We start from the raw sequence: 12,037 nt of genomic DNA, 5'->3' as shown, positions 1-12,037 counted from the left end.
TGTCCTCGATGCCGTTGAGCGAGCCGTCGGCACGCATGTCGGCGAGGATCGCATCGGTGGGCGCGACGTTCTTCGAGCCCTTCGGGAACAGGATCGCCACATCGCCGCCGACCGGATAACGGCCGAAAACCTTCAGCGCGCCGTTCGAGGCCGTGGCGCGTGGCAACGCCGTTTCGGTATCGGCCAGCGCGGCGTCGATCTGGTTGGCCATGAGCGCCGCCCACATGTCGTCGTTGGACTGGAAGATGCGCAGATCGCCGGTGAGCTTCAGCTTCTCGCGCACGAACTTCTCCTGCACCGAGCCGAGCAGCACGCCGATGCGCTTGGCGCCCAGCGTCTCGGCGGTGACGTCGCTGCCGGCCTTGGCGATCACGCCGGTATCGGTGAAGCGATAGCTGCCGGAGAAATCGACGGATTTCTTGCGTTCCTCGGTCGGGAAGAGGTCCCAGATCGACATGTCGAAATCGGTCCCCTTGCCCGTCACCAGCGACTCGAAGGAAGCATTCTTGACGACGATCTTGCCGAGGCCGCCGCGATTGGCGATTTCCGCGCCGAGGCAATAGAGATAGCCGCCGTCGATGGTTTCGGGCGTATTGCCCTGGTAGGCCTGCGGCGATGGCAGCGGCACGGCGATGGTCAGCACGCCCTCCTGCGCCGGCGTCAAAGCGTGTTTGGCGGCGTCGGCGTGCAATTCGCAACGGCCGAAAGCGCCGTCTGCCGCCATGGCCGGAACCGCGGCAAGCAGAACCACGGAGGCCAGCAACGTCTTGATGGATACCTTGCTCATTATTCGTTCTCCCCTCAGGATCGAGCGTTCATTCTGGTATCGATACGCCGAACCCGGACATCCGGATTCGGCATGGCAAATGCGTCAAACAAGCGACGCCACGACCGTTGGCACGCCGTTTTCCGGCGTGGAGGCGAAATCGCCGATGGAATATTCCGCGCCGAGGACCTCGACCACGCGCAGCCGCTCGTCGCCGGCCGCAATCGTCGCGCCGAGCGAGACGCTGCCGCGGCCGACCTTGCGTTCGGTCAGCTTGTAATCCTTGATCGTGTTGCGGCTGATGATGTCGAAGGACTGGAAGCCAGCCCCGTTGACCTCCGGTACCGCCCGCACCTGGTAATGCGGGAAGAGTTGCAGATCGGCCCAGGCCTCGCGGCTGACGGCGGGGTCGAAATCGACGGCGATGTCGAACATCACGTCGTCATAGAGCGAGGTGCGACCGCGCATGCCGGTTTCCGTCTCTTCCATTTCGATACGGGCGAAATGCTTGGGATAGCCCCACAATTCCCGCCCACCGGCGACGGTGGTATGCTTGTCCTCATATTCGAAATAATAGGTGCCGCCGACATGCTCGCCGTAGCGGATGGGCAGGATGATCGCCGCATCGAAATAGGTGCGACCGGAATTGTTGCCGAAATCAGCGATCGACACGACGAAGCGGTCATCGGCCAGTTCGAAGGGCAGCGGCTCCAACAGCCGTTCCATCTGTGTGCGCTCGCCGCGGCAATAGACCGAAAGCGTCTTCAGGCCGGGGCAGGCATAGGTGACGTTTCCCGGTCCGAAGCGCAGGAAATTCCAGAATTGTAGCGGGTCGTATGGTTTCATTTCGCTCACTGTCGTTCAGAACCTTGTTGCACTAACATTTCAGATCAATTTTTTAAGACTGTCAAGTGCAACGCTCGCCGCAGAATTTAAGTTACCGCTCAATGCATTGTTTTTATTGAAATCTTTTATGGTCCTTCCGCTAACCCACTTGGGAGGCGGCGTTGAAATAGTCCCTCAACACCACATCTGTCGCGGCTAAAATCGCTTGACGGACCCGAAAGCTTCGCTATCAAATTCACTTGAATGAATTTTCACATTAATATTTTCATTCGCTATCGTCTCTTCGTACAAGGCCGAGGACAGCCATGACCCGCATTCCGCTCCACAATGCCAACAACATGCCGCTCCAGGCGCCGCTGATCCCGGATCCCTTCGTACCCTATGAATGCCCGGGCAACCGCAGCCTCAACGCCATCTGCCAGGGCGATCCGGCAATCCTCGGCCAATATCTGGAGAACACGCCGTTCACGCTCGCCGGCGACCGGTTCCTGGTTTACGTCTCCGACTTCACCAATTGCCGGAAGGCCCCCTTCATGGATGCCGGCATCGTCATCCCGGTGCGTTTCGGCGATCGCGAAGGCGGCTATTTCCTGTTCGAATACGAGGACAATGACGCCGCCATCGCCGCCGGCCGCGATCTCTGGGGCTATCCGAAAAAATTCGGCACGATCGAGCTGACCGAACGCGCAGGCGGCGCAACGGCAAGCGTGGTCCGCCATGGTGTCCCGCTGATCACCATCGACTGCACCTTCGACGGCACGCAGGCCGAGCCGCTGAAGACCACACCGCATCTCAACATCCACATCCAGCCGGCGCCCGATGGAAAGATCCTCAACAAGCGGGTGATCGCCCGCGATACCTCGCCGGATTTCCAGATGACCTCCTGCCATTGGGGCTCGGCCGCGGTCTCGCTCGGCGCACTCGCCACCGATCCGCTCTCGCCGCTCGGGCCGGTGCAGGTTCTGGCCGCCAATTATGTGATCGGCGATTTCTTCGCCACCGAAGAGAACGGCTGGGGCAAGACCATCGCCGACCTGGTCACGAACGGCGTTCCGGCGGGAGGCGCTTGATATGACCGAAGTCGCGACGAACGGCGAACTGCTTCTGGTCGGCTGCGGCAATATGGGGCGGGCAATGCTGCAAGGCTGGCTCGCGGCCGGTTTCATCCGCCCAGACGATGTGCATGTAGTCGAGCCGGCGGAGGCGCTGCGCGCCGAGGCCGCCGCGCTCGGCGTGAGGACCTATGCATCGGCCGAGGCGCTGGATGCCGGGTTCAAGCCGGCGACCGTCGTTCTGGCGGTGAAGCCGCAGGTCATGGCGGTGGTACTGCCGGCCTACCGGTCCCATGTGACGGAAAGCGTCGTCGTCAGCATCGCCGCCGGCATTCCGGTTTCGGTGCTGGAGACCGGCCTTGCCGCGGTGGCGGCGGTGCGGGCGATGCCGAACACACCGGCCGCGATCGGCAAGGGTTCCACGGTCATCTTCGCCAATGAACACGTGAGCCATGAGCAGGCCGAACGGGTGGCAAGGCTCCTTTCCGCCGGTGGCGCGGTGCATTCCGTCGAGCGCGAAGCGCTGATCGACGCGGCCACCGCCCTGTCCGGCTCGGGGCCTGCCTATGTCTTCCACTTCATCGAGGCTCTCGCCGAAGCGGGAACACAGCTCGGCCTGCCGCCGCAAACCGCCTTGGCCCTTGCAAGGGAAACCGTCTTCGGCGCCGGCGCGCTGGCGATGGCCGCCGACATTCCCCCTGCCGAACTGCGCCGCCAGGTCACCAGCCCCGGCGGCACCACCGAAGCAGCGCTCCGCGTGCTCATGGAAAACGATGCCCTGAAAGATCTACTCGGCCTCGCGGCAACCGCAGCGCATAGTCGCGCTGTCGAGCTTGCTGGTGAGGCATGACGTTGGCCTGGCCAACATACGAGCCCAGACTGCGCATCTTCATCGGACTTACACTCGCCGTTCATCGGGAATGCAGGACCCGGCTTGTATCGAACCATTGCATCCAATAGCGTTGCCGAGCTGCTGGTACACCCCTATCATCGCAGCATCGGTTATAGCGGGTTGCGACATTTGCTTCCGACCCGACGTCATCACGAGGAGTTTCCTTTTGCGCTACATTCGCCCGAGTTCGTTGGAGGATGCCGTTGGTCTGCTGGCCGAGGCGTCAGGCAAGGCCGCGATCCTGGCCGGCGGGAGCGATTTGCTGGTAAGAATGAAAGGCGGTTTTATCGAGCCTGAACTTATCATCGACATCAAAGCCATAGACGCCCTGGGACGCATCGCCGAAAGCGACGAAGGTTTCGTCATCGGCGCCGCGGTGCCTTGCGCAGTCCTCGGTGAGAATACAGCCCTCCGGCGCGCTTGGCCCGGCGTGGTGGAAGGAGCCAGGCTGATCGGTTCCAAGCAAGTGCAGGGACGTTGCACCATCGTCGGAAACCTCTGCAACGCGTCTCCGGCGGCGGACAGCGTGCCGGCGCTGGTGGCGGCCGGCGCCAAGGCTGTGATCAGAGGTCCGGCCGGTTCCCGCACGGTTGCTGTCGAAATGGTGCCGGTCGCTCCCGGCAAAACATCGCTTGCGCCCGGCGAGATCATCGAAGCCATTCTGCTCGACAAGCGCCGGCCATATTCCGGCGACGCCTATCAACGGTTCACCCCGCGCACTGAGATGGACATCGCCGTCGTCAGCGCCGCGGTCAATCTCACCCTCGACGAACAGGGCGTCGTCGAGTCGGCACGCGTTGCGCTCGGCGCCGCGGCACCGACGGTGCTCTTGGTCGAAGAGGCGGCCAATATCCTTGTTGGCTCCCGCGTCGACGGCAGCACGCTGGACCGCCTTGCCGAGGCCTGTTCCGGCGCCTGTCGCCCCATAGACGACAAGCGAGGCACTGTGGAATTCCGAAAGAAAGTCGCGGGCGTGCTGGCCAAACGGGTCGCGCTGACCGCCTATCAACGTGCAGGACAAAAGTGATGGCAGGCATAGCAGTTTCGACGACAATCAATGGCGATCACGCCGAGTTCCTCTGTCATCCCGACGAGACACTGCTTGACGTGCTGCGCGAACGCCTGGGGCTCATGGGGGTGAAGGAAGGGTGCGGCACGGGCGACTGCGGCGCCTGCAGCATCATCCTCGACGACCGCCTGGTCTGTTCCTGTCTGGTGCTCGGGGCAGAGGCGGAAGGCCGTCAGATCGACACCGTCGAGGGCATGGCAGAGGGCGACAAGCTTCATCCTTTGCAGCAGAAGTTCCTCGAGCATGCCGCTTTGCAATGCGGCATCTGCACCCCCGGCTTTCTCATCGCCGCCAAGGATCTTCTGGCTAAAAACCCGGATCCGACCGAGGAGGAAATACGCTTCGGCCTTGCCGGAAACCTCTGTCGCTGCACCGGCTATGACAAAATCGTGCGCGCCGTTCAGGACGCCGCCAGCGTTATGAGAGGAGCATGACCATGACTTTCGATCCCAGCCACGCGACACGCAGCTTCTCCTCCGTTGGTACGCGCCCCATCCGCCCCGATGGTGTCGACAAGGTGACCGGCCGTGCACGCTACGGCGCCGATTTCAACATGCCCGGCCAATTGATCGGACGGATTTTGCGCAGCCCGCACGCCCACGCCGTCATTCGCAAGATCGACACGTCGAAGGCCGAGCAGCTTCCCGGCGTAAAGGCCGTGGTGACGGCGGCGGACCTGCCCGATCTCACCAACGGCGACGCGGCAATGTATGACATTCTCGACAACTGCATGGCACGCCGGAAGGCGCTCTACGACGGGCACGCCGTGGCCGCCGTGGCGGCGATCGATGCACGCACCGCCAAGCAGGCGCTGAAGCTCATCGACGTCGAGTATGAACTGCTGCCACACGTCACCGACGTTGATCAGGCATTTGCTGCGGATGCTCCGCTCATCAACGACACGATCATCACCGCGGGCGTCGATCCGAAGCCGGATCGCGCTTCGAACGTTTCGATGCGCAGCCAGTTCGGGCATGGCGACGTCGATGCCGGCATGGCAAGGGCCGATTTCGTGGTCGAGCGGACGTTCAAGACCGAACAGACCCATCAGGGCTATATCGAACCTCATGCCTGCGTGGCCAATGTCAGCTCGGACGGCACGGCGGATCTGTGGGTATGCACGCAGGGCCACTTCGTCTATCGCCAGCATTGCGCACAATTGCTCGGCCTGGAGGCCTCCAGGCTGCGCGTGACATCGTCAGAAATCGGCGGCGGGTTCGGCGGCAAGACGCATGTCTGGGCTGAACCGGTCGCGCTCGCGCTGTCGCGCAAGGCCGGCAGGCCGGTCAAGCTGGTCATGACGCGTGACGAGGTCTTTCGCGCAACCGGCCCGACCAGCGCCACGTCGATCGACGTGAAAATCGGCGCGCTGAAGGACGGAACGATCATCGCCGCGGATGCGACGCTTCGCTATTCGTGCGGCCCCTATGCGGGATCGTGGGCCGAGGTCGGTGCCATGACCGCATTTGCCTGCTACAAGCTCGAGAATGTCAGGACTGTCGGCTACGAAGTGCTAGTGAACCGGCCGAAGACTGCGGCGTACCGCGCGCCTTCCGCACCGATGGCGGCGTTTGCAGTGGAAAGCGCCATCGACGAACTCGCCAGGAAGGTCGGCATGGATGCCGTGGACTTCCGTATCAAGAACGCCGCACAAGAGGGGACCAAGGCCTCTTACGGTCCGGTCTATGGCCCGATCGGCATCGGCCCGACATTGGAGGCCGTGAAAAACCATCCGCACATGAAGGCGCCGCTCGGCAAGAACCAGGGGCGTGGCATGGCATGCGGGTTCTGGTTCAACTTCGGGGGCCAGACATGCACCGATCTGAATATCGGGATGGATGGCACGGTTTCACTGGCTGTCGGCACGGTGGATGTGGGTGGTTCGCGCGCGTCGCTATCCTTGGTGGCCGCAGAGGAACTCGGGATCGACTACGCGCAGGTCAGAGCGGTGATCGCCGATACATCAAGCCTCGGCTACAACGACATGACCGATGGCAGTCGCGGCACTTTCTCATCCTCGATGGCCACCATCTCCGCCGCGCGCAACGCAATCAAAATTCTCCGCGCACGGGCGGCACAGATGTGGGACATTCCCGTCGATGACGTGACCTGGGAAAGGGGCCATGCCGTCGCCAAGGGCGAGACGCACGGAAATCTTCCGAAACTGTCTTTGAAGGAGATTGCGGCCGCATCCGGCACCACGGGCGGCCCGATTGCCGGTCATAGCGAGATCGTGGCCGACGGCGCGGGCGTGTCATTCGCGACCCATATCTGCGACATCGAGGTCGATCCCGAAACCGGGGCCACCAAGGTCATACGCTACACCGTGGTGCAGGACGCCGGCAAAGCCGTGCATCCGACCTATGTCGAGGGTCAGTACCAAGGCGGCGCCGCGCAGGGCATCGGCTGGGCGCTCAACGAAGAATATATCTACGGCAAGGATGGCCGGCTGCAGAATGCAGGCTTCCTCGACTATCGCATTCCCGTGTGTTCGGACCTGCCCATGATAGACACGCAGATTCTGGAAATCCCCAACCCCAATCACCCCTATGGGGTGCGCGGCGTCGGGGAAACCTCCATCGTTCCCCCGCTTGCGGCCGTGGCCAATGCGGTGTCCAATGCGGTGGGCGTGCGGATGCAGCATATCCCCATGTCGCCGCCGCGGATCCTGGCGGCGCTCGAAGCATAAGGAGGCCCGATGGTCGAGGTGACGCTCTGGGGTGCGCTCGCCGCAGCGGCCGAGGGCAACAGCAAGGTCGAGGTCGAGGCAAAAAACATCAGGGAACTGTTCAAGAGGTTGAGCGAACGGTTCCCTGGGCTCGTACCGCTGATGGATCGTGGGATTGCAGTTGCGATAGACGGGACGATCTATCGCGACACATGGTCGAAGGAACTGCCGACGGGTGCGGAAATCTATCTTTTGCCCAGGCTCGCGGGCGGGTAGTGCTGACAATAAGATCGCCGCGTCGAGGTTAAGTTGGACATCATAGCCTCGATGTCGTGGTGTCATCGCCCTCGACGCTTTGCTTAGCTCGGCGCATTGTGGGCGATTGGAAGACACATCATCACGGTTGCAGTTTCTTCAGATACGCGAATCCTCATATGCTTATTCACGAAGGCGACACCAGAACCCACGCGATCGACGTGATGCTAGCCTCCATTCTGTCACTCGTGGCAGGCAGCGTTAACAGCGCAGGCTTCATGGCGTATCACTTCTTTTCCGCCAATATGACCGGCAACATCTCGATGGCGTCCGAACTGTTGGCTGTTTCCCAGTTCGATGTGGCGCTCAGCTTTCTCACGATCGTCGTGATGTTCATATTCGGCGCTTTCGCAGCCTCCGTCTTCATCGAGGTCGGCAAGAGGCGGCAACATCGCAATATCTACGCCCTGACATTGATCGTTGAAGCCGCAATCCTGGTACTCGTCGGACTAAGCTCCGTCGGGACGACAGCGATATCGAATGGTACGGTGCTCGTAGGGCTCCTGAGCTTCACGATGGGCATTCAAAACGCCGCATCGACAAGGATCTCGGGCAGTCGTGTGCGAACGACCCACGTCTCGGGCGTGGCAACCGACATCGGTGTGGGTCTTGCCATGCTTGCAAGCGGCGAGGCGAATGAGAAAGCGGCGGTCCTGCGCCGTTTAAGCCTCCATCTCGCCACCGTTGCCGCTTTTGCGATTGGGGGCGTTTTCGGGGTGATCGGATATCAGCACTTTGGAAGCGCAACATTCGCTCTGCTTGCTGCACCGCTAATCGCCTTGAGCACGCTATACCTCAGATAGCGAGGCGAAATTCAGCTTATTGAAGGCCGAAACGACCGTAGTCGCGGTTACCTTTGGAATCTATCGCAAGGGGCGGCTGGCCTCGCGGACGCGCTCGACCCACGCCTTCATTCCTCGCTCGTCGTATCCAGCGCCTTGAACCTCTTCCCGGTCAGCGTCTTCCCCGGCCGACACTTGCCGCGAAGTTAGAGCGGCGAGAGCGGAAAACGAACTGCCGTCAGTCAACCTTCCGCCGGGACCGAGCATCTCCGACAAGCCTCCTGATCATGGCTACCGGCCCGGTCTCTACGAGTCCCGGCAGCCTCTAGCCCTTGGCAGAGACCATATTGCCGTAGACATAGGCTTCCTGATGCCAGGCCAGCGCCTCGAAGTGCTGGTCGACCAGGTGCGCCGATCCGTGCTCTGTCTCGAGAAACATGCCGGCGATTTTGGCGTGGACGCTCGCAGGCTCACGGTCAGCGGCCATTCGGCAGGAGCGCACCTGGCGTCTTTTCTCGCGGCGACAGGCCCGCAGGAGACGGCGAGATCATCCCTTCCCTCTATCAGTGGGCTTATGCTCGCCAGCGGCATCTACGATCTATCTGGAATTCCAGACAGTTTTCTGCGGGACGAAGCCCAGATGACGGCGGCGGAAGCAACTGCCTGGTCGCCTCTGACGTCAAACAAGCTTGCTTGCCCTCAACGGATCATCGCGTTCGGCTCAGAGGAAACTTACCCATTCCACAAGCAGGCGGCGGCCCTGCATACGCAGCTCCATGCTCAGGACAGCGCCTCCGAACTCCTTCCAGTGCCGAGCCTGAACCATACGAGCGTCGTGCTGGATCTGGCAGATCCCGCCGGCTATTTGGGCGGCCGCGTCGCGAACATGATCTCATCGCTTTGATGATTGAAAGCTTTTGTCTGAGATCAACGCTTTATAGCCAGCCTCTTCTATGATTTCGGTGACATGAAGCGAGAGGGTGGGCCTGGTGCGGCGGAAAATGGACGATGGGGCGTATGATCCAATTCAACACGGCATCGCCCTATGTGAATGCGCGCGGCCGGCTACGGAAGTGTCTGAAAGCAACGGGTGCGTGACGGCGTCGTAGCTGAACCCTCTAGTGGCGGGTCGCCTCCTTTTCGCGGTAGCTGGCAAGCATGAAGAACACCAAGACGGTGAGGATGCCGATCACGCCGGCGGCGGTCGACAGCAATACCGAGTGGGTCGCGCTGAAGGCATCTTTCCCGGCATCGATCAACGTCGCCGCCCGTTCGACGCCAAGCCGATGGGCGACGAGATAGGTGTCGCCAATCGAGCGTGTGGCCTGCTCGGCCTCGTCCAAGGCCAGGCCCTCGGGGACTGCGATGGCATGACGATACGCTGCCGACATGAAGACGCCGAACAAGGAAATCCCCAGGCCGGTGCCGAGTTCATAGCTCGTTGCCTCGAGTGATCCAGCCGCACCACCCTTGCTGGCCTCCACCGAGCCCATGATCGCGATGGACGATGCGGTGAGGCCGATGCTGAGCGTCAACCCCAGCACAGCCAGTAATACCGGAACGATCAGTCCCGGATCATGAAAATCGCTTACCGCAAGAAACCCGAGCGCGATTGCCGAGACGAGCAGCGAGAGGCTGGCCACGACGCGCAGGCCAAAGAGGTTCGACAGATAACCCGCGACCGGCCCACCCACCGCTGCGGCCGCCATGATGGGAATCATGAAGACGCCTGCCTGAAACGGCGTCTTGTCCAGAACATATTGCAATTCCTGCGCCAGCGTCAGTTCGACGCCCGCCAGCGCCCCGCTCGCAACGACGGCAATGATCATCCCCGCCGCAATAGCCGGGCGGGAGAACAGCGACAGGTCAAGCATCGGCTCGCGGGCGTGCAACTGCTTGCGCGCAAAGAGCGCCAGCATCGCAACGCCGAAGGCGAGGACAAGGAGGACGGCGGAAAGCGGTTGTTTGGCTCCTACCCCGGCCTTGAGACTATAAACGACCGAAATCATGCCGGCGATCAGCAGGAGTGCCTGGCCGATCGCCCATTTTCCCGGGCTCGTAAGTTCGTCGCGCGGCAGAAGCAGAAAGCAGGCGGGCGCGACGACCAGCATCACCGGTACATTGATCAAGAAGACAGATCCCCACCAGAAATGCTCAAGCAAGCCCCCACCGATCAACGGGCCGACGGCAGCACCGGCCGCGCCGACCGTGCCCCAGAGGCCAAGCGCCATGGCACGCTCGCCCTCATCCTCGAAGGCGCGGCGGATGATGCCTAGAACGCAAGGCATGATCATCGACCCGCCCAGTGCCAACAGCATGCGGGCCGCGATCAACATGGCTGCGTTCGGCGCGAAGGCGGCAAGTGTGGATGCCGTGCCAAAGAGAACCAGACCGATCAGCAGAATGCGACGCTGACCTATCCGGTCGGCCAGCGTGCCCATCGGCACGAGAAGGCCAGCCATCAGCAGCGGATAGATATCGATGATCCACAGAACCTGCGTACTGGAAGCACCTAATGCCTGGGTCAGCGTCGGCACGGCGACATGCAGGATCGTCATGTCGAGCACGACCGGCAGGAAGGCGAGCATGACGGCTATCAGCACCAGCCAGCGTCTCGGATCGGCGGGGGTAAGGAACATGGCTCACCTGAAATACATTGCAGACACCGATATAAATACATACGTATGGATTTCAATATGAAAATCCTATGCGATCGGATGGAAATGGGCCGGAAACCGACAATCACCCGCCAGCAGTTGCTGGATCTCGCCGAAGAGATCGTCCGCACCGAAGGCGCCAAGGCGCTTACGATCGACGCGCTAGCCCGAGCCGGAGGGATATCGAAAGGCGGGGTGCAATATTCCTTTGCATCGAAGGATGATCTGGTGCGCGCGTTGATCGAGCGGTGGACGAGCCAGTTCGACGCGATGCTGGATACGGACGCGACATCGAGCACCACCGACCTGATCCGCAGCTATATCCGTGCCATGCGCGCCTCGCAGCCGGCGATGAACGCCAAGATGGCGGGCCTGATGAGTACCTATCTCCAGGACCCCGACAATATGCGGGAGACGCGCCAGTGGTACCTGGGAATCTTCGAGCGGATCGGCGCGGCGTCGGCGGACGCACAGGCAGCAAGGGTAGCGTTTCTGGCAGTCGAAGGGCTGTTTCTCCTGCGCATTGTCGGCATCGATGAGGACGGCACTTGGGCCGGCTTCCTGGACGACATCGAAGCCGTGCTGGACAGGCTGCTGGACCTCACTGCAGGATGAGCGCGGCAAGAGACAGGATCAGGGCCGGGGTCATCACCACGACGCCGATCTTCAGAGAGCTCCAGGCGCCAATGCGCAGTCCTTCGCGACGCATCGCCGGCACGACGGACTTGCCCATATAGACGAGAACTGGCCCGCCGCCTGCCCCTCCTTGGCACTCGACCAGAGCCGCGCCAGCAGGTAGCCGATCAGGAAGAACTTCACCGCACCCAAATACCAGAAGGACTGGAATGCATTGGCCGTGCCGGTCTTCTGAGACAGTCATTACGGCTGTCGTAGCGCAAGGGAAAGCAGCAATACAAAGTTGGCCGCACCATCACCACCGATCAGTCATGCCATGTCAACGTTATGTCACCTATGCCGGCAGCCTTCCTC

Annotated in this window: 13 protein-coding genes and 1 pseudogene; 10 read left to right on the top strand and 4 right to left on the bottom strand. The window is 61.7% G+C overall.

Annotated features, from left to right (window positions below):
- Together ACOZK4_RS04785 and ACOZK4_RS04780 are read right to left on the bottom strand one after the other, a co-directional pair.
- A partial coding sequence (locus ACOZK4_RS04785) for a transporter substrate-binding domain-containing protein (protein ID WP_421590742.1) occupies positions 1 to 787 on the bottom strand: 787 nt, incomplete at its 3' end.
- Between the two features lie 84 nt (positions 788 to 871).
- Positions 872 to 1,612: an acetoacetate decarboxylase family protein gene (locus ACOZK4_RS04780; RefSeq protein WP_421590740.1), complete on the bottom strand. Its 741-nt coding sequence runs from the start codon at positions 1,610 to 1,612 to the stop codon at positions 872 to 874.
- A 305-nt stretch (positions 1,613 to 1,917) separates the two neighbouring features.
- Here ACOZK4_RS04780 and ACOZK4_RS04775 point away from each other — a divergent pair, with 305 nt between their 5' ends.
- From ACOZK4_RS04775 to ACOZK4_RS04735, 9 genes and pseudogenes are all read left to right on the top strand, one after another.
- Positions 1,918 to 2,682: an acetoacetate decarboxylase family protein gene (locus ACOZK4_RS04775; protein ID WP_421590739.1), complete on the top strand. Its 765-nt coding sequence runs from the start codon at positions 1,918 to 1,920 to the stop codon at positions 2,680 to 2,682.
- A 1-nt stretch (position 2,683) separates the two neighbouring features.
- The gene (proC, locus tag ACOZK4_RS04770) at positions 2,684 to 3,514 is read left to right on the top strand and encodes a pyrroline-5-carboxylate reductase (protein WP_421590738.1); all 831 of its coding nucleotides are present in this window, start codon (positions 2,684 to 2,686) and stop codon (positions 3,512 to 3,514) included.
- A gap of 208 nt (positions 3,515 to 3,722) precedes the next feature.
- On the top strand, positions 3,723 to 4,583 hold the full coding sequence (locus ACOZK4_RS04765) for an FAD binding domain-containing protein (protein WP_421590737.1): 861 nt from the start codon (positions 3,723 to 3,725) through the stop codon (positions 4,581 to 4,583).
- Entirely contained in the window at positions 4,583 to 5,059 is a 477-nt protein-coding gene (locus tag ACOZK4_RS04760; RefSeq protein ID WP_421590735.1) for a (2Fe-2S)-binding protein, read from the top strand. The genes ACOZK4_RS04765 and ACOZK4_RS04760 overlap by 1 nt, the downstream gene beginning before the upstream one ends.
- 2 nt (positions 5,060 to 5,061) lie before the next feature.
- Entirely contained in the window at positions 5,062 to 7,314 is a 2,253-nt protein-coding gene (locus tag ACOZK4_RS04755; RefSeq protein WP_421590734.1) for a xanthine dehydrogenase family protein molybdopterin-binding subunit, read from the top strand.
- 9 nt (positions 7,315 to 7,323) lie between these two features.
- Complete coding sequence (locus ACOZK4_RS04750) at positions 7,324 to 7,569, top strand: MoaD/ThiS family protein (protein WP_421590733.1); 246 nt, start codon at positions 7,324 to 7,326, stop codon at positions 7,567 to 7,569.
- Between the two features lie 158 nt (positions 7,570 to 7,727).
- Complete coding sequence (locus tag ACOZK4_RS04745) at positions 7,728 to 8,411, top strand: YoaK family protein (protein WP_421590731.1); 684 nt, start codon at positions 7,728 to 7,730, stop codon at positions 8,409 to 8,411.
- A 349-nt stretch (positions 8,412 to 8,760) separates the two neighbouring features.
- Positions 8,761 to 9,294: an alpha/beta hydrolase gene (locus tag ACOZK4_RS04740; protein WP_421590730.1), complete on the top strand. Its 534-nt coding sequence runs from the start codon at positions 8,761 to 8,763 to the stop codon at positions 9,292 to 9,294.
- Between the two features lie 80 nt (positions 9,295 to 9,374).
- Positions 9,375 to 9,488, top strand: a pseudogene (locus ACOZK4_RS04735) (ClbS/DfsB family four-helix bundle protein); the annotation flags it as partial.
- A 20-nt stretch (positions 9,489 to 9,508) separates the two neighbouring features.
- On the opposite strand, the gene ACOZK4_RS04730 reads toward ACOZK4_RS04735, so the two are convergent.
- Positions 9,509 to 11,029 carry an MFS transporter gene (locus ACOZK4_RS04730; RefSeq protein WP_421590729.1) on the bottom strand — a complete coding sequence of 507 codons (1,521 nt, stop codon included), beginning with the start codon at positions 11,027 to 11,029 and terminating at the stop codon, positions 9,509 to 9,511.
- A 57-nt stretch (positions 11,030 to 11,086) separates the two neighbouring features.
- Between ACOZK4_RS04730 and ACOZK4_RS04725 the strand changes: the two genes are divergently transcribed.
- On the top strand, positions 11,087 to 11,662 hold the full coding sequence (locus tag ACOZK4_RS04725; RefSeq protein WP_421590727.1) for a TetR/AcrR family transcriptional regulator: 576 nt from the start codon (positions 11,087 to 11,089) through the stop codon (positions 11,660 to 11,662).
- Here ACOZK4_RS04725 and ACOZK4_RS04720 read toward each other — a convergent pair.
- On the bottom strand, positions 11,649 to 11,927 hold the full coding sequence (locus ACOZK4_RS04720; protein WP_421590726.1) for a hypothetical protein: 279 nt from the start codon (positions 11,925 to 11,927) through the stop codon (positions 11,649 to 11,651). The genes ACOZK4_RS04725 and ACOZK4_RS04720 overlap by 14 nt on opposite strands.
- Between the last annotated feature and the right edge of the window lie 110 nt (positions 11,928 to 12,037).

Origin of the sequence: Shinella sp. M27 (genome assembly GCF_049199905.1) — a bacterium.
Classification (GTDB): Bacteria; Pseudomonadota; Alphaproteobacteria; order Rhizobiales; family Rhizobiaceae; genus Shinella.
The sequence above is the reverse complement of the archived record's forward strand: the minus strand, read 5'-3'. Positions and strand labels throughout refer to the sequence as shown.